The 23,344-nt window shown below is 71.2% G+C and carries 20 protein-coding genes and 4 pseudogenes; 6 read left to right on the top strand and 18 right to left on the bottom strand.

Annotation, left to right across the window (positions count from 1 at the left end; translation table 11 throughout):
- Positions 1-184 precede the first annotated feature (184 nt).
- From ACGFR9_RS26945 to ACGFR9_RS26975, 7 genes and pseudogenes are all read right to left on the bottom strand, one after another.
- Positions 185-298 (bottom strand): annotated as a pseudogene (locus tag ACGFR9_RS26945) (RICIN domain-containing protein); the annotation flags it as partial.
- Between the two features lie 12 nt (positions 299-310).
- A pseudogene (locus tag ACGFR9_RS26950) lies at positions 311-589 on the bottom strand (RICIN domain-containing protein); the annotation flags it as partial.
- Between the two features lie 377 nt (positions 590-966).
- A pseudogene (locus ACGFR9_RS26955) lies at positions 967-1,403 on the bottom strand (nucleotidyl transferase AbiEii/AbiGii toxin family protein); the annotation flags it as partial.
- Complete coding sequence (locus ACGFR9_RS26960; protein WP_393212976.1) at positions 1,400-1,774, bottom strand: hypothetical protein; 375 nt, start codon at positions 1,772-1,774, stop codon at positions 1,400-1,402. The pseudogene ACGFR9_RS26955 and the gene ACGFR9_RS26960, both read right to left, overlap by 4 nt.
- A gap of 179 nt (positions 1,775-1,953) precedes the next feature.
- Entirely contained in the window at positions 1,954-2,784 is an 831-nt protein-coding gene (locus tag ACGFR9_RS26965; protein WP_393212979.1) for a hypothetical protein, read from the bottom strand.
- A gap of 11 nt (positions 2,785-2,795) precedes the next feature.
- Positions 2,796-3,674 carry an XRE family transcriptional regulator gene (locus tag ACGFR9_RS26970; RefSeq protein ID WP_393212982.1) on the bottom strand — a complete coding sequence of 293 codons (879 nt, stop codon included), beginning with the start codon at positions 3,672-3,674 and terminating at the stop codon, positions 2,796-2,798.
- Positions 3,674-3,856 (bottom strand): hypothetical protein, encoded by a 183-nt coding sequence (locus tag ACGFR9_RS26975; RefSeq protein WP_393212985.1) that lies wholly within the window; start codon positions 3,854-3,856, stop codon positions 3,674-3,676. The genes ACGFR9_RS26970 and ACGFR9_RS26975 overlap by 1 nt, the downstream gene beginning before the upstream one ends.
- Before the next feature lie 811 nt (positions 3,857-4,667).
- Between ACGFR9_RS26975 and ACGFR9_RS26980 the strand changes: the two genes are divergently transcribed.
- Genes ACGFR9_RS26980 through ACGFR9_RS26990 form a run of 3 tightly spaced genes read left to right on the top strand, consistent with a single transcriptional unit; the run spans position 4,668 to position 6,590 of the window.
- Positions 4,668-5,582, top strand: coding sequence for an NADP-dependent oxidoreductase (locus ACGFR9_RS26980; RefSeq protein WP_393212988.1), 915 nt, complete (start codon positions 4,668-4,670; stop codon positions 5,580-5,582).
- A 34-nt stretch (positions 5,583-5,616) separates the two neighbouring features.
- The gene (locus tag ACGFR9_RS26985; protein WP_393212991.1) at positions 5,617-6,096 is read left to right on the top strand and encodes a MarR family winged helix-turn-helix transcriptional regulator; all 480 of its coding nucleotides are present in this window, start codon (positions 5,617-5,619) and stop codon (positions 6,094-6,096) included.
- Positions 6,093-6,590 carry a barstar family protein gene (locus ACGFR9_RS26990; RefSeq protein ID WP_393212993.1) on the top strand — a complete coding sequence of 166 codons (498 nt, stop codon included), beginning with the start codon at positions 6,093-6,095 and terminating at the stop codon, positions 6,588-6,590. Before ACGFR9_RS26985 ends, ACGFR9_RS26990 begins: the two co-directional genes overlap by 4 nt.
- Before the next feature lie 48 nt (positions 6,591-6,638).
- Here ACGFR9_RS26990 and ACGFR9_RS26995 read toward each other — a convergent pair.
- The 11 genes and pseudogenes from ACGFR9_RS26995 to ACGFR9_RS27045 form a co-directional block, all read right to left on the bottom strand.
- Positions 6,639-7,426 (bottom strand): annotated as a pseudogene (locus tag ACGFR9_RS26995) (site-specific integrase); the annotation flags it as partial.
- Positions 7,427-7,587: 161 nt separating this feature from the next.
- Positions 7,588-8,478 carry an RNA polymerase sigma factor SigJ gene (sigJ, locus tag ACGFR9_RS27000; protein WP_393212996.1) on the bottom strand — a complete coding sequence of 297 codons (891 nt, stop codon included), beginning with the start codon at positions 8,476-8,478 and terminating at the stop codon, positions 7,588-7,590.
- Positions 8,475-9,218, bottom strand: coding sequence for a PIG-L deacetylase family protein (locus ACGFR9_RS27005; protein ID WP_393212999.1), 744 nt, complete (start codon positions 9,216-9,218; stop codon positions 8,475-8,477). Before ACGFR9_RS27005 ends, sigJ begins: the two co-directional genes overlap by 4 nt.
- A gap of 42 nt (positions 9,219-9,260) precedes the next feature.
- On the bottom strand, positions 9,261-10,562 hold the full coding sequence (locus tag ACGFR9_RS27010; protein WP_393213002.1) for an alpha/beta fold hydrolase: 1,302 nt from the start codon (positions 10,560-10,562) through the stop codon (positions 9,261-9,263).
- 101 nt (positions 10,563-10,663) lie between these two features.
- Entirely contained in the window at positions 10,664-11,689 is a 1,026-nt protein-coding gene (locus ACGFR9_RS27015; protein ID WP_393213004.1) for a LacI family DNA-binding transcriptional regulator, read from the bottom strand.
- An 80-nt stretch (positions 11,690-11,769) separates the two neighbouring features.
- A complete protein-coding gene (locus ACGFR9_RS27020) occupies positions 11,770-13,194 on the bottom strand; it encodes a BNR repeat-containing protein (protein WP_393213007.1) in 1,425 nt (474 codons plus the stop codon).
- 14 nt (positions 13,195-13,208) lie between these two features.
- Positions 13,209-13,529: an L-rhamnose mutarotase gene (locus ACGFR9_RS27025; RefSeq protein WP_393213010.1), complete on the bottom strand. Its 321-nt coding sequence runs from the start codon at positions 13,527-13,529 to the stop codon at positions 13,209-13,211.
- A gap of 31 nt (positions 13,530-13,560) precedes the next feature.
- Positions 13,561-14,646 carry a rhamnose ABC transporter substrate-binding protein gene (gene rhaS, locus ACGFR9_RS27030; protein WP_393213013.1) on the bottom strand — a complete coding sequence of 362 codons (1,086 nt, stop codon included), beginning with the start codon at positions 14,644-14,646 and terminating at the stop codon, positions 13,561-13,563.
- A gap of 122 nt (positions 14,647-14,768) precedes the next feature.
- A complete protein-coding gene (locus ACGFR9_RS27035; RefSeq protein ID WP_393213016.1) occupies positions 14,769-15,749 on the bottom strand; it encodes an ABC transporter permease in 981 nt (326 codons plus the stop codon).
- Positions 15,742-16,782 carry an ABC transporter permease gene (locus tag ACGFR9_RS27040; protein ID WP_393213019.1) on the bottom strand — a complete coding sequence of 347 codons (1,041 nt, stop codon included), beginning with the start codon at positions 16,780-16,782 and terminating at the stop codon, positions 15,742-15,744. The genes ACGFR9_RS27035 and ACGFR9_RS27040 overlap by 8 nt, the downstream gene beginning before the upstream one ends.
- Positions 16,779-18,296: a sugar ABC transporter ATP-binding protein gene (locus ACGFR9_RS27045; protein ID WP_393213022.1), complete on the bottom strand. Its 1,518-nt coding sequence runs from the start codon at positions 18,294-18,296 to the stop codon at positions 16,779-16,781. Before ACGFR9_RS27045 ends, ACGFR9_RS27040 begins: the two co-directional genes overlap by 4 nt.
- A 283-nt stretch (positions 18,297-18,579) precedes the next feature.
- Here ACGFR9_RS27045 and rhaI point away from each other — a divergent pair, with 283 nt between their 5' ends.
- The 3 genes from rhaI (at position 18,580) to ACGFR9_RS27060 (ending at position 23,335) form a co-directional block, all read left to right on the top strand.
- The gene (gene rhaI / locus ACGFR9_RS27050) at positions 18,580-19,740 is read left to right on the top strand and encodes an L-rhamnose isomerase (RefSeq protein WP_393213025.1); all 1,161 of its coding nucleotides are present in this window, start codon (positions 18,580-18,582) and stop codon (positions 19,738-19,740) included.
- 110 nt (positions 19,741-19,850) lie between these two features.
- A complete protein-coding gene (locus ACGFR9_RS27055) occupies positions 19,851-21,890 on the top strand; it encodes a bifunctional aldolase/short-chain dehydrogenase (protein WP_393213028.1) in 2,040 nt (679 codons plus the stop codon).
- Positions 21,887-23,335, top strand: a complete 1,449-nt coding sequence (locus ACGFR9_RS27060) for a rhamnulokinase family protein (protein WP_393213031.1) — start codon at positions 21,887-21,889, stop codon at positions 23,333-23,335. Before ACGFR9_RS27055 ends, ACGFR9_RS27060 begins: the two co-directional genes overlap by 4 nt.
- Positions 23,336-23,344 lie beyond the last annotated feature (9 nt).

Below are 23,344 nucleotides of genomic sequence, written 5' to 3' on the forward strand. Positions count from 1 at the left end.
GCTCAGTTGCCCCGGCCCGTGAGGCCGGTTCGGTAGCAGAGTTCGGGGCTGGGGCATGTCTCAGCCCAGCTCCGCCAGGCCAAGAACAGGCTGGCGGCGACCAGGATCGCCGCCAGCCGGGTGAAAAAGCCCGGGTGTGCTTCTTGTCTCTCTGCCGGTGTCGTGACGGGGTGGAAGCGGGTCGTCAGGAACGCGACCACTGGAAGCTGGCGGCTGTGCCGCAGGTGCGCTGTTCAAGCAGGGCGAGGTTCTCGGTCGAGGCGCCGACGACGTTGACGCACTTGCCGCTGTGGCGGGCCCTGAGCTGGAACTACCCGTCGGTGGCGACCCAGGCGAACTGCTGGTTCATGCCGGCATGGCAGCGATACTGGATGATGCTGGCGCCGTCGGCGGTGGACGCGCGGTTCACGTCCAGGCACTTGCCGCTGTTGAGGCTCTCGATCTGGAAGTAGCCGCTGCCCACGTCGACGAAGCGCCACTGCTGCCAGGGCTTGCCGTTCCAGGTGTACTGGCCGATCTTCACGTCGTTGTCGGTGTTGGGTGCCTTGACGTCCATGACCTTGCCACTGTTGCGGTTGGCCAACCGGTAATAGGCCCTGTTCTCGTGTAGCTACGGCCAGTTGGCATGTAGCTCTGAGTAACTACACGGGGCTGCGGTCGCGCTACTGAAGGGCAGCGAAGTCCCCCAGCCCCACCTCGCCCTCCCTGACCGAACGTCACTCTGATTACAGAAAGCTATTTCTCACTTCGCCGTAGCTTCGGGAGAACAGGGGCCGTCACGGCCGCTGGTGGCATGCAGCGGTCGGCCGGGAACCAGCCGGGCTCGAAACAGCCCGGGCCGAAAGAGCCTCCGGCCCGGGCCCTTCTGCGCTTGCTGGAGGAGAGACGGTTCTCCCGGGGGTTACTTCGCGTCGACGCGGTCCGCCGCGGCCTTCAGGTGTCCTGGGAGGCCTCGTCCTCGCCGAGCCGCCGGTCGAGCCGCTCGAGTTCGGTGGCCGTGTGATGGACGGAGGCGGCGTGGACGTCGATCAGGTCGCGGACCGCGCCGCGGTCGGCGAGGGCGCGGACCTTGGTGCCGATCACGTCGTCGAGAGCGAGGACGGGGCCGTACTCGGTGGTGAGCGGCGCGGCCCACAGGTTCTCCTTGAGGACGTCCACCTCGCAGTCCTCACCGGTGTCCGGGTCGGCCGCCACGAGGCGTGCCGCCAGCGGGTCGACGCCGATCATCGTCACACGCCAGCCCCGTTCGGTCAGTGCCCGGCGCAGGTGCTCGGCGATGTCCGCCATGGGGGCGGGGTTCTCCGTGGCGACGTCGCGTATCCGCCGGTGATGACCAGCGGGTAGGGCGTGCCGACGGCGAGGACGTCGGACAGGAGACGGCGGTGCAGGTCGCTGAGGTTCACGCGACGGCGGACGCCTCACGGGCGAGCTCGGGGAAGGCGTCCTCCCACACATCGCGGATGTGCCTGCTGACCAGGGTGCGCAGCGCCGGCCACTGGGAGGCGAGCAGGTCCCGGTTCAGGAAGGTGAGAACGTCTTGGCGCCGTCCCTCGGCCAGGACCGTCCGGTAGAGGCTCATCCGCTGACGCGGCCGGTCGAGGTCGTACGCGCGCAGGCCGGACCAGGCGATGTGCAGCGGGAGCCCGACCCGCCCGTGCACCGGTCCGGTCAGCTCGTCCAGTCGGCGGGGCAGACGGCCCGCGTACCGGGCACGCAGCACATCTGCGGCGGAGGGTTCGAGCGAGCGGTGGTGCAGCGGGTCCACGCCCGGCATTATCCCTCCGTTCGCCGAGTCCGTCGAAGGCCGCGCGGGGCCCGGTACCGGACGCGGGGGCCGAGGAGCATCGTCGGTACGGATCGCGCACCATGCCTTCGCGGTCCCGGTCCGCCCTTTGGCCTGGCCCGACCGCACGGCGGAGCGATCGCCCCGCTGCCACGCGGCCGGTGTCCGGGTCAGGACGTGGCGGCGCCCCGATGTGTGCAGGACGGCCGTGCCCGGGAGTTCCCGTTCCGGTCGTGGTCCGAGCGGACGGGCAGGGCGGGTGCGGTGGCGCGGGGGGTGCGGGTGCGGGCCCTCCACGGTGGGGCGGCGGTGAGGAGGAAGTCGACCCTGTCGGCGAACCGGGGTTCGGGGACGGGCAGTTCGATGTTCGGGTGGCGGTCGTAGTGGGGGGTGACGGCGTCGGCGACGTAGTTCGTCAGGGCGTCGATGCGGTGGGGCCGGCGTCGGCGGCCCGGGGCGGTGAGTTCGCTGAGTATGCGGAGCACGGTGGGGAGTCCGGCGTCGAAGCGGATGTCCGTGGGCGGGCATGTGCCGGCGACGGCGAGGGGTTCCGGCGCCCCGTCCTCGGGGGCGAGGTCGAGGCCGGTCTGCTGGGCGTAGAAGGCGGCGGCGTGCTGTTCGCCGCGGACGCGGTGGTGCAGGGCGAGGGTGTAGCAGGCCGGGGGGTGGCCGTCGCCGGCGGCGTACTGCCACCAGAAGCGGGCGCCGTCCTCGATGCCCGCGAGGTGGAGGGCACAGCCCAAAAGCCAGGCGCTGTGGTGGTCGGGGACCTGGTCGGTGAGGAAGGCCAGGACGTCGGGGGTGAGGGCGGTGACGGCGGTTTCGCACAGCGTGTGCAGTTGCCGGGCCGCGGCCGGGGCGAGGCGGTCAGGGCCGGCGGGCGGTGCCGCGGCCGGCAGGGGGGCGGGGCAGGTGCCGTCGTCGTGGGGGACGGTGTCGTCGGGGACGTCGGGGTGGTGGTGCAGGCGGGCTCGGGCGAGGAGCTGGTCGATGGCAGACATGGCGGGCGGGGTCACTCCCGGGTGTCGGGGGCGTCGAGGAGGGCCTCGACGGTGGCGCGGGCGTGGTGGTCGACGGCGTGGGCGATGGCGGGGCTCAGGCCGAGGACGTGGGGGATGCGCTGGTCGGGCATGCCGCACAGGTAGTGCAGGACGGCTACGTCCATCTGGTCGTCGGGCAGGCGGCTGACGGCGTCGAAGAGATCGACCAGTTCGGACAGGGCGATCATGTGTCCGGGGTCCTGACGGGTGCGGATCTCGCGGGTGGAGAAGACGGCGGCGCGCAGGTCGGGGTGGCCTTCGTGGCGGGGGGTGCGGAGCATGACCCGGGAGCGCAGCAGGAGCCAGGCGTAGCGGTTGAGGTTGGCGCTGGCGGTGGCTTCGCTCCAGGAGAGCCACAGGATGTCGTTGGTCTCCGCGACGACACCCCGGGCCCGCCGGTCGGTCAGGAGGAAGGCGCGGGCGTATTCCAGGTAGGGGTGGTACATGGTGTCGGTGAACGCCTGGTAGGGCAGTGGGGGTCCTTCGGCCTCGTGGGCGACCTGTTCGATGCACTGGCGGATCCACTCCGGCCCCTTGTGGGCTTCGCGGGCGGCGGCCGTCCACAGCCGGCGCATGGGTTCCGTGGGGATGTCCAGGGCGCGGATCACGCTGAAGGTGATCTCCCAGGCGGGGTAGTAGCCGTTTCCGCGCAGGAGTTCGCTGATCCGGGTCTTGGAGTAACCGGACCGGTCGACGAGATCGTCCAGGGTCAGACCGCTGGTGCGGTGTACGTTGCGGACGGGTTCGAGCCAGGCGCGGTGCAGCGGGCCCGCTTCCGGGGAGATGGGGGCCGGCGGGCGGCCCCGTCTTGCGCTGTGTGGTGGGGGCTGGGCGGCATCGGACGACGGCATCACCGCGGCGCCTCCTGACCGTCCCGCCCCAGTCCGGCCGGGTCGCCGGCGGAGGACGGTACGGCGTCCGCGGGACGGGAACGTCCGTCGGACGCCGTGAGCGCCTGGACGACCTGCTGCACGAGCAGGCCCAGGGAGGGCAGCAGGACCGCCGCGGCGGCCGCGTGCCCGAGCACGGTCATCACCGTGCTCCATGTAAGGGCCGCCGCCAGGACGACAGCGGCCACCACCTTCTTACTCGACATCGCACTCTGTTCCTGTGATCGAACGGCACCAATAAGCCCTCCGTCGGGCGGTGCTGAGGCGCCATCAGGAGGGACCGCCAGAATGGCCGCACACAGCCGTCCGACGCTATGTGATCATGGGATTACGGAACAATAAGAAGATTCGCCATCTCCCGCTACGCCCCGCCACCCGCCTCGCGGACCCCGTAGCGCGGGGGTTCATCCCTTTGAGGGGAAAAACAGCACTTCTGCTCTGCAATTGCACGCGATCCCTCATCATGGATGCTCACAGGCGCCACTCGACGCCGCACCACGTGCGGCCCCCTGTGCTGAAGAAGGAAGAGGGGGCCGCACGATCCACTGTCCGTGCGCCTGGGACACCTCGCAGCCAAGTGACGGAGCGTGCACCACGATTCACCGGCACCACCGAACGCGTGCCGGAGCCACCGTTCGACAGTCCCGGCGCCGGGACAGCCGTGGTCCGGTCGGCGCTGACGCGCAGGGCCGGTTCCCGTACTCGCGTCGGGCTTTGCGCCGAGCCGGGACCGCCGGTGCGCCCCGGTCGCCGGCGAGCGGCCGGCAGCGGGCGAGGGGCCCGTGCACGGCGGGTACCGCGGGTACGGCGGGCGCGGCGCCACACGCAGGGTGCGGGTGACCTCCGGGAGCTCACCCGAAGCATTTACTTGGCTAGCCACATAATCGGTGTCACTTTTATGTGGCTGGCCACAGACGTGGCCGGTGCGGCGATCCACCTGAGGAGACAGCAGCCATGAAGGCCATCGTTTTCGACGCGTTCGGCGGCACCGAGGTCCTGCACGAGGCGGAGATCGACATCCCTCGGCCCGGCCCCGGCCAGGTCCGTGTGCGGGTACGGGCTGTCGGCGTCAACCCGGTGGACGGCAAGATCCGCTCCGGTGTCATGGAGGCGATCTTCCCCACCACGCTGCCCGCCGTGCCCGGCGGGGAGATCGCCGGTGTGGTCGACGCCGTCGGCGAGGACGTCGACCACCTGAAGGTGGGCGACGAGGTCCTGGGCTGGTCCGACACCGGCTCCTACGCCCAGTACGCCCTGGCGTCCGCGGCCGTCCTCGCGCCCAAGCCGGCCGGCCTGGACTGGACACACGCCGCCGCCCTGCCCGTGGCGAGCGACGGTGCCGAACGCGTGCTGGACCTGCTCGGCCTCGCCTCGGGCGAGACGCTGCTGATCCACGGAGCGTCCGGCGCGCTCGGCACCATCGCCGTCCAGCTCGCCGTCGCACGCGGCGCCCGCGTCATCGGCACCGCCGGACCGGCCAACCAGGAGTACGTGACCTCGCTCGGCGCGACCGCGCTGGTCTACGGGGACAACCTGGTCCAGCGGGTCCGCGAGCTCGCCCCCGACGGGGTGGACGCCGTCTTCGACGCCGCGGGCAAGGGCGCACTGGAGAACTCCATCACCCTGCGCGGCGGCACCGACCGGATCGTCACCACCGCCGACTTCCGCGCCCGTGAACTCGGCGTCGTCTTCGCCGAGGGCCCGCAGCGCCGCTCCGCTGCACGGCTGGCCGAACTGGCCCGGCAGGCCGCCGACGGCACACTGGTGACCACGATCAGCGCCACCCACCCGCTGGCGGAAGCCGCCAAGGCGCAGCAGGCCAGCGACGGCGGCCACAACCGCGGCAAGATCGTCCTCACCGTCGACTGACCGACCGGTCCAACCGCGTCACCAGGGAGCAGCGATGTCCGACACCACCTCACCCGAGCTGCCGGACGCGGCACGCGACGGGCGACTGAGCTACGCCATCTTCCAGCTCGCCCGCGCACACCGCGGCCACGCCGCCGCCATGCTGCGCGCCATGAACCTGCACCCGGGACAGGAGCTGCTGCTGATGCAGCTCTTCGACCGCGACGGCCGGACCCAGGCGGAACTCCTGGAGCGTGTCGGCCTCGACCACTCCACCGTCTCCAAGTCACTGCGCCGCATGCAGGAAGCCGGACTGCTCACCCGGGAACCCGCTCCCCACGACCGGCGGGTCATGGTGGTCCACCTCACCGACGCCGGCCGCGCCCTGCGGGAGCCCATCGCCGACATGTGGCGCGCCCTGGAGCAGATCTCCGTACGCGACCTGACCCCTGACCAGGTCGAGATGTTCACCACGTGTGCCCGCACCATCGAGAAGTCGGTCAGGGACCACAGCCGGCAGGCACCTGTCGATTGACCGGGCACGGGCAGGCGGCCCACTCACCGGGCGAACCGCCCCCTGCCCCGCGCGGGGCGAGGGCGCCCCGGGGGCAGCCCTCGCCGCCCGGGGCGACAACCCTCCGCGGACGCCTCGACGACGCGTATGAGCAGGGCAGGGCCGCGTGGCTGGACCTCACCACCCGTGCCTGGCAGGTGCCCGCGCCCCGGCCGGACCACTCCGGCGGCGAGTACCACCTCGACGGCCGGTTCGTCACGGACGTCCCCGGGCTGCACCGCGCGATCGCCGAGGCCCTGCTCGGACCCGGCCGCTACTTCGGCCGGGAGTGGAACGCCTTCAAGGACTGCCTGGGCGGTGGATTCGGAGTGACCTTCACCTTGACCTGGCACGACTCCGAGATCGCACGCCGCGCGCTGGCGGACGTCGTGGAGGATCCGGAGGACGGGCTCTCCTACTTCGAGGACATCGTGCGGCTCCTCGAACGGCGCGGCGTCACGGTCGCACTCCGGTGAGCCGCAGACGCCCGAACGAATTCGACTCCGCGACAAGCCGAGCGGACTTCATCGCCTGCTGTTGCCGGGCGCGAGCAGGCTGGTGACCTCGGCGATGGCCTCCGGGGACGGGTTGAAGTAGCGGTGGACGTTCTCCGTCTTCTTGTGCCGTGACTTCGCCATCAGCATCAGCAGGCTGGCCCCGGCCTCACCGAGATGGGTCAGGCCGGAATGGCGGTACTCGTGCAGGTCCCATCCCGTGGCCTGCCCGCGCACTGCGGTGTGCTCGTCCAGCAGGGCGCGGGCCTGCCCGTAGGAGAGGCGGGCGAGCCCGGTGTCCGGGCAGACGTCGCACAGGCTGACGACCTTGCCGGGGCCGGGACGGCGGTGGGTGACGAACACGGGCCCACGGGTGCGGCCCCTGATCAGCCGGGGAAGCAGCCGGGCGGTACCGGCGTCCCAGTGGACCGTCTCCAGCACGTAGTCCTCGCGGGCGCCGCCGCGGCGGCGGACCTTGGGCTGGGCGCCCTTCGCCTGCACCGCCGGCCGGCCAGGTCCAAGTCCTCGATGTTGATCTCCAAGACCTCCTCCGAGCGGGCGCACATCTCGTAGAGCATCCGCCACAGCGTCTTCTCCCGCAGGTGGATGTCCCGACGAGCGACCAGCCAGTCGATCGCCGACCTTGAGCGCGCCGGAGTGTCCGAGTCCGGCGGCGGCAGCCGCTTCGCCCAGGCCGGGACTGCTGGTCCGTCATAGCCGCGCTCCGCGCACCAGCCGGTCCAGGACAGCACCGCGCCCCGGCAGGAGTTCCAGGTGTTCACCGCCGAGCGGCCCCACAGCAACTCCAGCGCTTCGCCGGGACGAGGCCGTCGTCGCCGAGCCGATGAACATGGAGAGTGCGGGAGCCGCGCGCGACTCCTACCCCAACGGCCCGATCGTCGGCATCGAGTCGCCCCCCCCGTGATGTGGGCCTTCCCGGCCGGCCAGTCGAGTCCGCCGAACCCAGGGCCGGTGGGGGTCAGGGGTGGGGCGTCAGGTGGGTCAGGCGGGTGGGGTCGGCGAGGATGTACATGGCGGTGATCTGGTTGTCGGTGATGGTGATCGACAGGGTGGAGGCGAGGCGGCCGTCGACCACGGTCAGGAGGCCCATCGAGTCGTTCAGCAGAGCCAGTTGGCCTGCCGCCGTGAAACGGGCGAACAGCATCGCCGACTCGGCCACCGGCTTCGCACCGCGGAGGACCTTGGAGACGGCCGCGCCGCGGACCACCGCGCCCGCGTCCGCGCGGAGGACCACGTCCGGGTGGAGGACCGCGACCAGGGCCTCGAAGTCTCCGGCGCGCGCCGCGGCCATGAACGCTTCGAGGACCTGCCTCTGGCGGCCGAGGTCGGGATCGGAGGGCGGGGTCGCGTCGCGGACCCGGCGGCGGGCCCGGCTGGCGAGCTGGCGGGTCGCGGCCGGGCCGCGCTCCACGACCGGGGCGATGTCGTCGAACGGCACGGCGAACATGTCGTGCAGCACGAACGCCAGCCGCTCGTCCGGCTCCAGCGTCTCCAGGACCACCAGCATCGCCACACCCACCGAGTCGGCCCGCAGCGCCTCCTGCTCCGGGTCCACCTGCGACAGGGGCCTGATCACCGGGTCCGGGACGAAGGTCTCGTCCATCGGCTGCTCACGGCGCGCGGCGCGCGTACGCAGCAGGTCCAGGCAGATCCGGCCGGTCACGGTGGTCAGCCAGCCGCCGAGGTTGTCGATGACATCCGTGTCGGTGCGGCCCAGCCGCAGCCAGGCCTCCTGGACGGCGTCCTCCGCCTCGGTCACGGAGCCGAGCATGCGGTAGGCGACCGCCTTGAGATGCCCCCGGTGTTCCTCGAACCGCTCCGCCAGCAGCTCCCCTTCCGCGGGGGTCACCGGGGGAACAGCTCGAAGGCGACCGCGGGACGGTCCCCGAACCGCTTCCCCGTCTCCTGGGCGAACCCGGTCAGCAGCCCGCGCGCGTACGCCTCCGGGTCCTCGTCGGTCAGCGCCTCGATATAGGTGCGGTGTTCGAGCAGGGAGGCGACCGCCCGCTCGAGACCGTCCGTCGCGTCCACGGCGTGCGTGGCGTGGGTGGAACCGGCGACCGCCACCCAGCGGACGCCGTTCCAGGGCTCGAGGCCGCGCTCGGTCAGCTCGGGGAAGATCCACCGGTTGCCGGCGTCCCCGGCCGCGTCGAGCACGGCCCGCCCGACGGCCACATGGTCCGGGGTGTTCCAGTAGGTGCCGCCCCAGGTGTCCCGGTGGTTGAGCGTGATCACCAGCTCGGGCCGGTGCCTGCGGATCGCGGCGGCGATGTCGCGGCGCAGCGCGGGTCCGTACTCGACGACCCCGTCCGCGTGGTCGAGGAAGTCGACCTCCGACACACCGACCACGGCGGCACCGGCCCGCTGTTCACGCTCCCGGAGCGGCGCGCACTTCGCCGGCTCCAGCGTGTCGATGCCCGCCTCGCCACGGGTCGCCAGGACGTAGACGACCTCGCGGCCGGCGTCCGTCCAGGACGCGATGGCCGCCGAGCAGCCGTACTCGAGGTCGTCCGGGTGGGCGACCACGGCCAGCGCGCGCTGCCAGTCGTCGGGCATGGGCTGGAGTTGACTGATCGTCGGCTCGGTCATGCCCGCAGAGTAACCCGCCCCACCGACAACGCCCCGCCCGGCTCAGACCTCGTCGCGCACCAGGGCGAGCAGCCGGTCCAGCACCCGGGGGCCGCCGGCCCGGAGGCCGTCGTGTTCGAACTCGTCGGTGACCCAGGTGCGCAGGCCCCGGATGGTGCGGGCGGTGGTCAGCGCGTGGGCGGTGTCGACGTACATGTCGTCGTGGTAGACGGCCGCCGCGACCGGGACCTCGTTGACGGCGAGGCGCGCGGGGTCGTACAGGGGCGTCCAGTCGGTGCGGGCGGCGAGCAGTCCGGCCGTCTCACGCAGCGGGCGCAGCGCCGGGTCGTTGTCGAACATCCAGGGGTGAATGGTTTCGCCGGTGAACAGCAGCGGCTCGTCGCCGGCGAGCGACTTGGCGGCGTCGAACCGGGGGAACTCCGCGCGCACCCGCTCGGCCGACCAGGCGGTGGGGCGGGCGTCCTGGCCGTAGATCGCCTCGTGGACGAGCGCGTACAGCGGGTGTCCGGCGTACGAGAGCAGGCCCTGCGCCTGTTCCTGGAAGGCGTCGGAGAGTTCGGGGCCGGCCGGGGTCCGGACGAAGGCGTCCTCGAGGAGGTGGTGCAGCCGGTGGCTGCCCTCGCCGCCGCCGAGCATGATGCCGAGGGACTGGAACGCCTCGACGGTGAACCGGTACCCGTTCGGGAGGACGACGTCGTGGGTGAGGAGGTGGTCGGCGACACGACGGGCGCGTTCGACGTCCTGGGGGTAGCGGGCGTAGTGCGCGGCGACCTTGCGTTCGATACGCGGGTAGGCGGCCCGGTAGACGTCGTCGGCGTGGGCGTCGAGGGAGGGCAGACCGCCGGTGATCAGGGCCGTGTCCAGGCCCTCGGGGGCGGTGGAGAGATAGGCGACGGCGCAGAAGCCGCCGAAGCTCTGGCCGAGGACGGTCCAGGGGGCGCCACCGGTCACCTCGGGGCGGATGGCCTCGCAGTCCCGCACGATGGAGTCGGCTCGGAAGCGGGTGAGGTGGTCGGCCTGTGCGGCGGGGCCGCCGCGCAGCGGGAGGGTCTGCCGGTTGACGGGCGTGGAGTGACCGGTGCCGCGCTGGTCCAGGAGCAGGACGCGGTAGTCCTCCAGGGCCCGGCCGAGCCAGGCCTGCTTCCCGATGAAACGGTTCGCCCCGAAGCCGGGTCCGCCCTGGAGGTAGAGCAGCCAGGGCAGATCCTGGCCGGCCTTGTCACTCGCGACGGCCTCACGCGCGTACAGCTCGATCGTCTCCCCGGAGGGGTTGTCGTGATCGAGGGGCACGGTGAACCGGCGGTCGGTGAGGACCACGCCGGGCTGGCGGTAGCTGACGGTCAACGGGGCTCCCGGGACGAACGGATTGTCGGACCGTGACCCAGTTCAGCACATGTTCCTCCGGCCAACGAGCCCGGGATCATGGAATTCTTGCTGACCGCCCGTCAGCGGGCCGAGAGGCTGGAGCGCCGGACCACCAGTTCCGGGCGCAGTACGACCCTGCGGTGCTTGTGCGGTGTGCCCGCGCCCTCGCTCTCGGTCTCCTCCAGCAGCAGCTCCGCCGCCAGGGCGCCCATGGTGACCGCCGGCTGACGTACGGAGGTGAGCGGTACGGCGGCGGCGGCCGCGAACTCGATGTCGTCGTAGCCGACGATCGCGAGGTCGTCGGGGACGCCGACGCCGGCCGCGTACAGCGCCTGGAGCACGCCGAGGGCGAGCAGGTCGTTGGCGCAGAACACGGCGGTGGGCCGGTCGGCGAGGCCGAGGAGGCGGGCGCCCGCGTCGCGTCCGGCGGCGACGTCGAGGCGTTCGGTGGGCAGTTCGCGCAGCCTGTCGGGGCCGAGTCCGGCCTCGGCGAGGGCGTTCAGGGCGCCGGTGCGGCGGTCGCGGACCTGGTTCAGTCCGGGCGGGCCGCTGACGTACGCGATGGAGCGGTGTCCGGCGTCGACGAGATGCCGCACGGCCAGCGCGCCGCCCGCGACGTCGTCCACGGAGACGGAGCACTCGGTGGTGCCCTCGGCGACCCGGTCGACCAGGACGAAGGGGATGCCGTGCCGGCGGAACGCCTCGATGTTGCGGCCGGTGGCGTCGGCCGGGGTGAGCAGGACGCCCCGGACCCGCTGTTCGGCGAAGAGGGAGAGGTACTCGGCCTCCTCGCCCGGGTTCTGGGCGCTGTTGCAGACCATGACGCCGAGCCCGGCCTGCCGGGCGGCGCGTTCGGCGCCACGGGCGACGTCGACGAAGAAGGGGTTGCCCATGTCGAGGACGAGCAGGCCCATGATGCGGCTGCGGCCGGCGCGCAGCTGGCGGGCGGACTCGCTGCGGACGTAGCCGAGCCGGTCTATGGCGGACAGCACCCGTGCCCGGGTCTCGGCGGCGACCGTTTCCGGGCGGTTGATCACGTTGGAGACCGTGCCGACGGATACTCCGGCGACGCGGGCGACGTCCTTGATACCCACCGACTGGGCCATCGGGCAGGGACCTCCAGGGAGAGGGGGCGGCGCGGCGGGCCTTCACACTACCGGCACGGGCCGCCCCCGGGCGGACACGGTCAGGCGGGCAGACGGAAGTCGGCGACGTGCAGGGGTGAGGGTGTCGTACCGGTGGACTTCTCCTGATACATGACGGACAGCACCCCGTCCTGGGCGACGCGGGTCTCGTCGATGACGACCTCGCCGAAGGCGTTCAGGCCGGCGCCGTCGTACAGCGGTCTCCAGTCGGCGTGCCCGGAGGCCGCGGAGGCGGCGGCGATACGGCCGTAGGGGAACACGGCGTAGGCGTTGTCGTAGCGGTCCAGGAACAGTCTGGTGCGCTGGCTCGAGTTCAGCGGGACGGGGATCTCGGTCTTCCGCCAGCCGCCGGCGGCGGTTGTGCGGAGGTGGAAGGCGCGGCCGTTCGCGGTGCGGTCGGCGACGTAGTCGGTGGTGCACTGGCCGAAGCGGCCGGGCACGTAGGAGATGATCGCGTGCGGGCGGCCGGCGGAGTCGGTGGACTGGCTCTCCTGGTTCATCAGGGAGTGGTCCGGGTCCAGCGGGTCGACGACCAGTCCGGCGTCGGTGACGGAGACCCGGTCCGAGGTGCCGGTCCTGCCGACGACGGTGCCGGCGGCGTTGCGCCAGGTGCGGCCGCGGTCGTCGGAGTAGACGTAGCCGGTGTCGTGGTTGGTGATGCCGCCGCCGCTGCACATCACGGCGCCGTTCTGCTCGCGCCAGGTGAAGAAGGAGTGCAGCCGGCCGCCGCGGTCGTAGTCGATGCCGTGCAGGTACATGTTGCGGGCGGTGGAGGAGCCGTGCTCGCTGCTGTAGGTGCCGGTGGAGGCGCTCCACTCCCCCAGCGCGGTCCAGCGGCTGCCGTCGTACTCGGCGAGGGCGCCTCGGCCGTTGCCGGAGACGCCGGCCCGGTAGCTGAGCTGGAGCCGGCCCTCGGGGGTGGCGACGAACTGGGGGTAGGTGAACTGTGAGGTGAGGGCGAGCCCGTCGAGGGTGGACTGCGGGGCGCCGAACCGGCTCGCGGTCCAGCTCAGACCGGTGGGGTCGTCCAGGAGTCCGGCGACGGACTTGATGTAGGTGAAGCCGTCGCTGTGGGAGTCCATGTTGAGGTGCAGCCGGCCGTCGGTCCCCGACACGCCCATGGAGATGACGTTGTGGGAGTCGTCGTATCGCAGGCTGTGGCCGACCCGCACGGTCTGCCAGGTGCTCGCGCCGAGGGCGCGGCGGGCGACGACCGCGCCCCGGTCGGCGGTGTACCAGGCGGCGTACTGGTGGCCCTTGTGGGTGAGGAGGCCGTTCTTCTGGAACGCGTTGTTGTTGACCAGGCCGTCGTACGACACGAAGTAGATCGCCCGGCTGTCGAGCGTGGTGGTGCCGGTGCGGGTGACCGACGGGCCGGGGGCGGCGGCCCGGGCGGTGCCGGCGGCGAGGGCGGGCGCCGCCGCGGTGCCGAGGAGTGCTCCGGCCAGGAGAGTGCGTCGTCTCATCGCGGGCTCCGTCGTCAGGCGAGGTGGAAGACCTCGGTCAGCGGTTTCATCGCCTCGTCCGGCCGGGATCCGTCGAGGGACTCGAACAAGGGGGACATCTCCGCCTGCCAGCGGGTGTTGACCTCGGTGGCCTCCATACCGGACCTGGCTGCCTCGAAGTCCTCGGTCTCCAGATAGCCGACGAGCAGGCCGTCGTCGCGCAGGAAGAGGGAGTAGTTGTGCCAGCCGGTGGCCGAGAGCGCCTCGCGCATCTCGGGCCACACGGCGGCATGACGTTCGCGGTACTCGGCGATCCGGTCCTGTCGGACCTTGAGCAGGAAACAGACGCGTTGCATGAAGTACCGCCCCTTCAGGGGGAGATGAGGACTAGAAGTCGAACTGGTCGATGTTGTCGGCGTTGAAGACGGTGGGCTTGCCGAGGTTGATCACGCCGTCCTTGCCGATGGTGTATTCGCCCATGCCGCCGGCCTTGAAGGTCTCGCCCTCCTTGCCGGTGATCTGGCCGGAGGACAGGGCGATGGCGGTACGGGCGGCCAGCTCGCCGAGCTTCGCCGGGTCCCAGAGTTCGAACGCCTCGACGGTGCCGTTCTTGACGTACTTGCGCATGTCGTTGGGGGTGCCGAGGCCGGTCAGCTTGACCTTGCCCTTGTACTTGGAGCCGGACAGGTACTGGGCGGCCGCCTTGATGCCGACGGTGGTCGGGGAGATGATCCCCTTCAGGTTCGGGTACTCCTGGAGCAGGCCCTGGGTCTGCTGGAAGGACTGCTGGGCGTCGTCGTTGCCGTAGGCGACCTTGACCAGCTTGATGTCCTTGTACTTGGGGTTTTCGAGTTCGTCCTTCATGAACTCGATCCAGGCGTTCTGGTTGGTCGCGGTCTGCGCGGCGGACAGGATCGCGATCTCGCCCTTGTAGCCGATCTGTTCGGCGAGCAGCCGCACCTCGGTGCGGCCCAGGTCCTCGCCGCTGGCCTGGGAGACGAAGGCGTTGCGGCAGTCGGCGGTGGTGTCGGAGTCGTAGGTGACGACCTTGATGCCGTTCTTCATGGCCTGCTTGAGCGCGGTGCACAGGGCGCCCGGGTCCTGTGCGGAGACGGCCATGGCGTCGACCTGCTGCTGGGTCAGGGTGTTGACGTAGGAGACCTGGCCGGCGGTGTCGGTGGCGCTGGAGGGGCCGACCTCCTTGTAGGTGGAGCCCAGTTCCTCGACGGCCTTCTCGCCGCCCTTGTCGGCGCTGGTGAAGTAGGGGTTGTTGACCTGCTTGGGCAGGAAGCCGACGGTCAGGCCCTTCTTGGTGGCCGCGTCCGGGTCGGCCTTCCCTGCCGAGGCGGCGGCCCCGCCGCCCTCCTTCTTGACGTCCTCCTTGGTGGTACCGCCACAGGCGGTGGCGGCGAGAGCGAGCGAGGTGACGGCGGCGAGGGCCGCACAGGTGCGACGGAGGGTTGCCTTGCGCATGATGGGTTCCTTTTCAAGAAGGTGAGGAGAAGCGCCCCCGAAGGGGCGCGGGGCTGTATCGATGTGCGGCTCCGCCGCGTGGGCGCGATCAGTCACGACCGGCCCGCGGTTGTCGAACAGCCCTATGACGTCGACGTCAGCCTTCCTGCCCTTGCCAGGGCAACCTGCCGTGCGACGCGGGGGCCGAGCACGGACAGCACCAGCAGCACACCGGTGACGACGATCTGCGACTGCGCAGAGACATCCTGCAGACTCATCACGTTCTGCAGCGCACCGAGCAGGAAGACACCGGCGATCGCGCCACCGAGCGTGCCCTTGCCGCCGTCGAAGTCGATACCTCCCAGCAGCACGGCCGCCACGACGGAGAGTTCGAGGCCGGTGGCGTTGTCGTAGCGCGCACTGGCGTAGTGCAGGGCCCAGAAGATTCCCGTGAGGGAAGCCATGAGCCCCGTCAGGGTGAACAGGACCAGCTTCTGCCGCTTGACGCGGATGCCGGCGAACCGCGCCGCCTCCTCGCTCGCGCCGATCGCGAACAGCGACCGGCCGAACGGGGTCGCGTGCAGGGCGACGACGGCGATGGCGAGCAGCACCAGGAACGGCAGGAGGGCGTACGGGACAAAGGTGTCGCCGATGCGTCCGGCGGCGAAGTCCAGGTACTGGGTGGGGAAGTCGGTCACCGCGTCGGAGCCGAGCACGATCTGCGCGATACCCCGGTAGGCGGCGAGCGTGCCGATGGTGACGGCGAGGGACGGCAGTCCGAGGCGGGTCACCAGCAGGCCGTTGATCAGGCCGCAGACGACGCCGATGACGAGACAGATCGGGATGATCGTCTCGATGGTCATGCCCTGGTTCCACAGGGCGCCCATCACCGCGCCGGACAGGCCGGCCGTGGAGGCCACGGACAGGTCGATCTCGCCGGCGACCACGAGCAGCGTCATGGGCAGGGCGATCAGCGCGATCGGCAGGGTGTTGCCGATGAGGAACGACAGGTTGAGCGCGTTGCCGAAGCCGTCGACGGTGGTGAAGGACAGCAGCAGGACCACGACGAGCAGGGCACCGACGACCGTGTCCCAGCGGACCGCGCGCGTGAGGGACTCAGGCATGGCGGGCGTTCCTCTTCTTCAGGGCCGAGGTCACGCGCAGCGCGACGATCCGGTCGACCGCGATGGCGAGGATGAGCAGGATGCCGTTGATCGCGAGCACCCACACGGAGCTGACGCCGAGGGCGGGCAGCACACTGTTGATGGAGGTCAGCAGCAGTGCGCCGAGGGCCGCGCCGTAGACGCTGCCGGACCCGCCGGTGAAGACCACGCCGCCGACCACGACCGCGCTGACGACGGTGAGTTCGTAGCCGGTGCCGGTGCCGGAGTCGACGTTGCCGAACCGGGCCAGGTACAGGGCGCCGGCCAGGCCGGCGAGGGCGCCGCAGAAGGTGTACGCGGCGAGGATCCGCTTGCGTACGGGGATGCCGGCGAGCCGGGCGGCCTCCGGGTTGGAGCCGAGCGCGTACAGCTCGCGTCCGCTGCCGAAGTGCTTGAGGTAGTACGCGGTCGCCACCAGCACCACCAGCGCGATCAGCGCCGGATACGGCACCGCCGAGATGCCGCCCGAGCCGAAGTCGACGAATCCGCCGGGGAGATCGGCGGCGGTGATCTGGCGGGAGCCGACCCAGATGGAGTCGATGCCCCGGATGATGTACAGCGTGCCGAGGGTGACCACCAGGGCGGGCACCTGGCCCAGGCTGACGAGGAGGCCGTTGAGCAGGCCGAAGCCGATGCCGAGCAGCACGGCGAGGGCGATGGCGACGACGGGGTTCCCGCCGTCCTGGAGGTGGATTCCGGCGGCGAAGGCGCTGATGCCGAGGGTGGAGCCGACGGACAGGTCGACGTTGCGGGTGATGACGACCAGGGACTGGCCGGTGGCGACCAGGACCAGGATGGTCGCGTTCAGCAGCAGGTCCTTGATGCCCTGTTCGGACAGGAACTCGCTGTTGCCGGCCTGGGTGACGGCGATCATCACCAGGAAGACCAGCAGGATGGCGAGTTCGCGCATCTTGAAGACGCGGTCCACCAGCCGCGTGGCGCCGGCCTCGGGCACCTCGGCGACGGGGGCTTCTTCGGGAGCGGCGACCGTCATGCGGCGGCCCTCCCCGTGGCTGCGGCCATCACGGTTTCCTCGGTGGCGTCGGTGCGGGGGATCTCGGCGGTCAGCCGGCCCTCGTGCATCACCAGCACGCGGTCGGCCATGCCGAGGATCTCGGGCAGGTCGGAGGAGATCATCAGGACGGCGACACCGTCGGCGGCGAGCTGCGACAGCAGCCGGTGCACCTCGGCCTTGGTGCCGACGTCGATACCGCGCGTGGGCTCGTCCACGATCAGCACCTTGGGGCCGGTGGCGAGCCACTTGGCGAGGACGACCTTCTGCTGGTTGCCGCCGGACAGGGTGTTCACCGTGTCGGCGATCCGGGCGTACTTGACCTGGAGTCTGACGGCCCAGTCGAGGGAGCGGTCGCGTTCGGCGCCGCGGTCCATCAGTCCGGCCCTCACGGTCGTACGGAGTCCGGTGAGGCCGATGTTGCGTTCGATGGACATGTCCATCACCAGCCCCTGGGCGCGCCGGTCCTCCGGGACCAGGGCGAGTCCGGCGGCCATGGCCGTGGACGGGGCGCCGTTGACGAGCCTTCGTCCGCCGACCTCGACCTCGCCGGCGTCCCAGCGGTCGACGCCGAACACCGCGCGGGCCACTTCGGTGCGCCCGGCACCGACGAGGCCGGCCAGTCCGACGATCTCACCGCACCGTACGTCGAAGGAGACGTCGGTGAAGACGCCCTCGCGGGTCAGCCGGCGCACGCTCAGGGCGATCCCGCCCGGCGTGACGTCCTGCTTGGGGTAGAGCTCCTCGAGGTCGCGGCCGACCATACGGCGGACCAGGTCGTCCTCGGTCATGCCGGCCAGCGGCTCGCTGGAGATCAAGGCGCCGTCGCGCAGCGTGGTGACCTGCCGGCAGATCTCGAAGATCTCCTCCAGCCGATGGGAGATGAACAGCACCGCGGCGCCCTGTTCGCGCAGCGTGCGCACGACGCCGAAGAGGCGGGCGACCTCGCTGCCGGTGAGGGCGGCGGTGGGCTCGTCCATGATCAGGACGCGGGCGTCGAAGGAGAGCGCCTTGGCGATCTCGACGATCTGCTGGTCGGCGATGGACAGACCGCGGGCCGGCCGGTCCGGGTCGAGTTCGACGCCGAGCCGCTTCATCAGGGCGGCGGTCGCGTCGTGGGTGGCCCGGTGGTCGATCCGGCCGAACGCGCGCCGGGGCTGCCGGCCCATGAAGATGTTCTCGGCGATCGACAGGTCGGGGAAGAGCGTCGGCTCCTGGTAGATGACGGCGATACCGGCGTCGCGGGCGTCGCCGGGGCCGTGGAAGACCACCGGCGCGCCGTCGAGCAGCACCTGGCCGGTGTCCGGCCGGTGCACTCCGGCGAGCGTCTTGATGAGAGTGGACTTGCCGGCTCCGTTCTCACCGGCGAGGGCGTGCACCTCCCCGGGGATCAGCTCCAGGGAGACGTCCCGCAGTGCGCGGACCGCGCCGAAGGACTTGGAGATGCCCTTCAGCGCGAGTACCGGGGCCGGACCCGTGTCGGACGGGTGGGTCATGAGGGCTCCTCGACGACATCGGCGGGAGGCCCTCGCGACGCCGTGAAAGGTTTCAACTGGGTTGCCGGGACGTTAGGCGCGAGACGCATGTCACGTCAATGGGTCCCGGTCGAAAAACTTGCGACAGCTTCAGGTCTCTGCCCGATTACGTAGGACCGCCTTCGCCATAACGGAGGACCGTCTTCGCCGGAGGGGTTGACACCCCTCCGGGAGACCCATAGCTTCCCGTCTTGAATCGTTTCACTCAGTGGTCGTTACGACCCGATGTCACAGGAGCCCTCACGTGACCGAGCTCGCCGCGGTGAAAGCCGCTCTCAAGACACAGGCCGTGGAGACGCCGTCCTGGGCGTACGGGAACTCGGGGACCCGGTTCAAGGTGTTCGCGCAGCAGGGCGTCCCCCGCACCCCTCAGGAGAAGCTGGACGACGCCGCCCAGGTGCACGCGTTCACCGGTGTGGCACCGACCGTGGCACTGCACATCCCGTGGGACAGGGTCGAGGACTACGCGGCACTGGCCAAGCACGCCGAGGACCGCGGGGTGCGGCTCGGGGCGATCAACTCCAACACCTTCCAGGACGACGACTACCGGCTCGGCAGCGTCTGCGCCCCCGACGCGGCCGTGCGCCGCAAGGCCGTGGACCATCTGCTGGAGTGCGTCGACATCATGGACGCGACCGGCTCCAAGGACCTGAAGCTGTGGTTCGCCGACGGCACGAACTACCCCGGGCAGGACGACATCCGGGCCCGCCAGGACCGGCTCGCCGAAGCGCTCGCCGAGGTGTACGAGCGGCTCGGGGACGACCAGCGGATGCTGCTGGAGTACAAGTTCTTCGAGCCGGCGTTCTACACGACGGACGTCCCGGACTGGGGCACCGCCTACGCGCACTGCCTGAAGCTGGGGCCGAAGGCGCAGGTCGTCGTCGACACCGGTCACCACGCCCCGGGAACCAACATCGAGTTCATCGTGGCGACCCTGCTGCGGGAGGGGAAGCTCGGCGCGTTCGACTTCAACTCGCGATTCTACGCGGACGACGACCTGATGGTCGGCGCGGCCGACCCGTTCCAGCTGTTCCGGATCATGTACGAGGTGATCCGCGGCGGCGGGTTCACGCCCGAGGTGGCGTTCATGCTGGATCAGTGCCACAACATCGAGGCGAAGATCCCGGCGATCATCCGTTCCGTCATGAACGTCCAGGAAGCGACGGCGAAGGCTCTGCTCGTCGACCGGTCGGCGCTGGACGACGCCCAGCGGGCCGGGGATGTGCTCGAGGCCAACGCCGTGCTGATGGACGCGTACAACACGGACGTGCGTCCGCTTCTTCGTGAGGTGCGGGGGGAGATGGGGCTGGACCCCGAACCGCTCAAGGCGTACAAGGCGTCCGGGTGGGGCGAGAAGATCGTTGCCGAGCGGGTTGGTGGGGACCAGGCCGGCTGGGGGGCGTGAGCGTCTGCCGGGTTCTTGTCCGTCGCGGGCTGCGGGTCCGTTGTGGTTGATCGCGCAGTTCCCCGCGCCCCCTTCTTTGCCCACCCTCTCCTGAGAAGGAACCGAAGTTCATGGCAACCAACGCCGAAGCTGCTGCCCTCCTCGCTCGTTCGCACCGGCTCGGGGCCGATCCCCGTAACACCAACTACGCCGGTGGCAACACCTCCGCCAAGGGCGCCGAGACCGACCCCGTCACCGGGGGTGACGTCGAGCTGATGTGGGTCAAGGGCTCCGGGGGCGACCTCGGGACGCTCACCGAGGCGGGGCTGGCCGCGCTGCGGCTGGACCGGCTGCGGGCGCTCACCGACGTGTACCCCGGGGTCGAGCGCGAGGACGAGATGGTCGCCGCGTTCGACTACTGTCTGCACGGCAAGGGGGGTGCGGCGCCCTCGATCGACACCGCGATGCACGGGCTGGTCGACGCCGCCCACGTGGACCACCTCCACCCCGACTCCGGGATCGCGCTCGCCTGCGCGGCCGACGGGGAGAAACTGACCGCCGAGTGCTTCGGCGACACCGTGGTGTGGGTGCCGTGGCGGCGGCCCGGTTTCCAGCTCGGGCTGGACATCGCGGCCGTCAAGGCGGCCAACCCGCAGGCCATCGGCTGTGTGCTCGGCGGGCACGGCGTCACCGCCTGGGGTGACAGCTCCGAGGAGTGCGAGCGGAACTCGCTGCACATCATCCGCACCGCCGAGGAGTTCCTCGCCGAGCGCGGCCGGCCCGAGCCCTTCGGACCGGTGCTCGAGGGGTACGGGGCACTGTCCGGGGCGGAGCGGCGGGAGCGGGCCGCGGCCCTGGCACCGTATGTGCGGGCCGTCGCCTCGCAGGACCGGCCGCAGGTCGGGCACTTCGACGACTCCGACGCCGTACTGGACTTCCTGGCCCGCGCCGAGCACCCGCGGCTGGCCGCGCTGGGCACCTCCTGCCCGGACCACTTCCTGCGCACCAAGGTCCGGCCGCTGGTCCTGGACCTGCCGCCGTCCGCCCCGTTCGACGAGGCGGTCGCCCGGCTGAAGGAACTGCACGCCGCCTACCGCGAGGAGTACGCCGCCTACTACGCGCGGCACGCCGAGCCCGAATCCCCCGCGATGCGCGGCGCCGACCCGGCGATCGTGCTGGTGCCGGGCGTGGGCATGTTCAGCTTCGGCAAGGACAAGCAGACCGCGCGCGTGGCCGGCGAGTTCTACATCAACGCGATCAACGTGATGCGGGGGGCCGAGGCGGTCTCCACGTACGCGCCGATCGAGGAGTCGGAGAAGTTCCGCATCGAGTACTGGGCGCTGGAGGAGGCCAAGCTCCAGCGGATGCCGAAGCCCAAGCCGCTCGCCACCCGGGTCGCGCTGGTCACCGGCGCCGGCAGCGGGATCGGCAAGGCCATCGCCCAGCGGCTGGTGGCCGAGGGCGCGTGTGTCGTCGTCGCCGACCTGAACGGGGAGAACGCCGCCGAGGTCGCCGAGGAGCTGGGCGGGTCCGACAAGGCCGTCGCCGTGACCGTCGACGTCACCTCCGAGGAGCAGATCGCCGACGCCTTCAAGGCCGCCGTACTCGCCTTCGGCGGGGTGGACCTGGTCGTCAACAACGCCGGTGTCTCGATCTCCAAGCCGCTGCTGGAGACCACCACGAAGGACTGGGACCTCCAGCACGACATCATGGCCCGCGGTTCCTTCCTCGTCTCGCGCGAGGCGGCCCGGGTGATGACCGCGCAGGAACTGGGCGGCGACATCGTCTACATCGCGTCGAAGAACGCCGTCTTCGCCGGTCCCAACAACATCGCCTACTCCGCGACCAAGGCCGACCAGGCCCACCAGGTACGGCTGCTGGCAGCCGAGCTGGGTGAGCACGGCATCCGTGTCAACGGGGTCAACCCGGACGGTGTGGTGCGCGGTTCCGGAATCTTCGCGGGCGGCTGGGGCGCCAGGCGTGCCGCCGTGTACGGGGTGCCGGAGGAGAAGCTGGGCGAGTTCTACGCCCAGCGGACGCTGCTGAAGCGCGAGGTGCTGCCCGAGCATGTGGCCAACGCCGTGTTCGCGCTGACCGGCGGCGACCTCACCCACACCACCGGCCTGCACATCCCGGTCGACGCCGGCGTCGCCGCCGCGTTCCTGCGATGAGCACCGCCGTGAAGTCGTACGCCGCGGTCGACCTCGGCGCGTCCAGCGGGCGCGTCATGGTCGGCCGCGTCGACCCCGACAGCCTTGAACTGGCCGAGGCCCACCGCTTCCCCAACCGGCCGGTGCGCGTGCCGGAGGGGCTGCGCTGGGACGTCCTCGGGCTGTACGCCGGTGTCCTGGACGGGCTGAAGGCGGCCGGCGCGGTGGATTCCGTCGGTATCGACAGCTGGGCCGTGGACTACGGGCTGCTGGACGCGGACGGGGCGCTGCTCGGCAACCCCGTGCACTACCGCGACCGGCGTACCGACGGGATCGCGGAGAAGGTGTGGGCGACGCTCCCGGCCGGGGAACTGTACGCGGCGACCGGTCTGCAGTACGCGCCGTTCAACACGCTGTACCAGTTGACGGCGGCCCGCGGCTCGGCCCAGTTCGCGGCGGCCAAGCGCCTGTTGCTGATTCCGGATCTGCTGACGTACTGGCTCACCGGCCGGCAGGGCACGGAGCTGACCAACGCCTCGACCACCCAGCTGATCGACCCGGGCACCCGCGACTGGGCGTACGGGGTGGCGGATCGGCTCGGTGTCGACCTGTCGCTGTTCGCGCCGCTGCGCCGGCCGGGCGACGCGGCCGGGATGCTGCGGCCCGAGGTGCTGGAGGAGACCGGGCTGACCGGGCCGGTCCCGGTGACAGCGGTCGGCTCGCACGACACCGCGTCCGCGGTGGCCGCCGTTCCGGCGGACGGTGAGCGGTTCGCGTACATCTGCACCGGCACCTGGTCGCTGGCCGGTCTGGAGCTGGACGCGCCGGTGCTGACGGAGGAGAGCCGGGCCGCCAACTTCACCAACGAGCTGGGGCTGGACGGCACGGTCCGCTATCTGCGCAACATCATGGGCCTGTGGCTGCTCCAGGAGTGCGTACGGGCCTGGGGTGCGCCGGATCTCGGCGCGCTGCTGCTCGAGGCCGGCAAAGTGCCGGCGCTGCGGTCGGTGGTGGACGCCGGGGACGCGGCGTTCCTGGCGCCCGGGCGGATGCCGGAGCGGATCGCCGAGGCGTGCCGGGACTCGGGGCAGCCCGTGCCGGCCACCCGTGCGGAGATCACGCGCTGCATCCTGGACTCGCTCGCCCTCGCCCACCGCAAGGCCGTCGAGGACGCTCAGCGGCTGGCCGGCCACTCGGTCGACGTGGTGCACATCGTGGGCGGGGGCACCCGCAACGCCCTGCTGTGCCAGCTGACCGCCGACGCCTGCGGGCTGCCGGTGGTGTCCGGACCGACGGAGGCGGCGGCGCTGGGCAATGTGCTGGTGCAGGCCCGTGCGCACGGACTGGTCGGCGATCTGGCCGGGATGCGGCGGCTGCTCACCCGTACGCAGTCGCTGACCCGGTACGAACCGCGCGGCGATACTCGGCGATGGCGGGCGGCGCAGGCCCGGCTCGCCCGGGACTGACCGAGGTCT

It is taken from the genome of Streptomyces sp. NPDC048584 (genome assembly GCF_043199595.1).
Classification (GTDB): domain Bacteria; phylum Actinomycetota; class Actinomycetes; order Streptomycetales; family Streptomycetaceae; genus Streptomyces; species Streptomyces edwardsiae.

Excerpts from the sequence above, each read along its gene's own strand:
- ACGFR9_RS27020 (WP_393213007.1), bottom strand. The coding sequence starts at position 13,194 with ATGAGACGACGCACTCTCCTGGCCGGAGCACTCCTCGGCACCGCGGCG.
- ACGFR9_RS27025 (WP_393213010.1), bottom strand. The coding sequence starts at position 13,529 with ATGCAACGCGTCTGTTTCCTGCTCAAGGTCCGACAGGACCGGATCGCC.
- ACGFR9_RS27040 (WP_393213019.1), bottom strand. The coding sequence starts at position 16,782 with ATGACGGTCGCCGCTCCCGAAGAAGCCCCCGTCGCCGAGGTGCCCGAG.
- ACGFR9_RS27060 (WP_393213031.1), top strand. The coding sequence starts at position 21,887 with ATGAGCACCGCCGTGAAGTCGTACGCCGCGGTCGACCTCGGCGCGTCC.
- ACGFR9_RS27035 (WP_393213016.1), bottom strand. The coding sequence starts at position 15,749 with ATGCCTGAGTCCCTCACGCGCGCGGTCCGCTGGGACACGGTCGTCGGT.
- rhaS (WP_393213013.1), bottom strand. The coding sequence starts at position 14,646 with ATGCGCAAGGCAACCCTCCGTCGCACCTGTGCGGCCCTCGCCGCCGTC.
- ACGFR9_RS27045 (WP_393213022.1), bottom strand. The coding sequence starts at position 18,296 with ATGACCCACCCGTCCGACACGGGTCCGGCCCCGGTACTCGCGCTGAAG.
- ACGFR9_RS26980 (WP_393212988.1), top strand. The coding sequence starts at position 4,668 with ATGAAGGCCATCGTTTTCGACGCGTTCGGCGGCACCGAGGTCCTGCAC.
- ACGFR9_RS27005 (WP_393212999.1), bottom strand. The coding sequence starts at position 9,218 with ATGACCGAGCCGACGATCAGTCAACTCCAGCCCATGCCCGACGACTGG.
- ACGFR9_RS27015 (WP_393213004.1), bottom strand. The coding sequence starts at position 11,689 with ATGGCCCAGTCGGTGGGTATCAAGGACGTCGCCCGCGTCGCCGGAGTA.
- ACGFR9_RS26960 (WP_393212976.1), bottom strand. The coding sequence starts at position 1,774 with ATGCCGGGCGTGGACCCGCTGCACCACCGCTCGCTCGAACCCTCCGCC.
- ACGFR9_RS27055 (WP_393213028.1), top strand. The coding sequence starts at position 19,851 with ATGGCAACCAACGCCGAAGCTGCTGCCCTCCTCGCTCGTTCGCACCGG.
- ACGFR9_RS26985 (WP_393212991.1), top strand. The coding sequence starts at position 5,617 with ATGTCCGACACCACCTCACCCGAGCTGCCGGACGCGGCACGCGACGGG.
- ACGFR9_RS26975 (WP_393212985.1), bottom strand. The coding sequence starts at position 3,856 with ATGACCGTGCTCGGGCACGCGGCCGCCGCGGCGGTCCTGCTGCCCTCC.
- ACGFR9_RS26970 (WP_393212982.1), bottom strand. The coding sequence starts at position 3,674 with ATGCCGTCGTCCGATGCCGCCCAGCCCCCACCACACAGCGCAAGACGG.
- ACGFR9_RS26965 (WP_393212979.1), bottom strand. The coding sequence starts at position 2,784 with ATGTCTGCCATCGACCAGCTCCTCGCCCGAGCCCGCCTGCACCACCAC.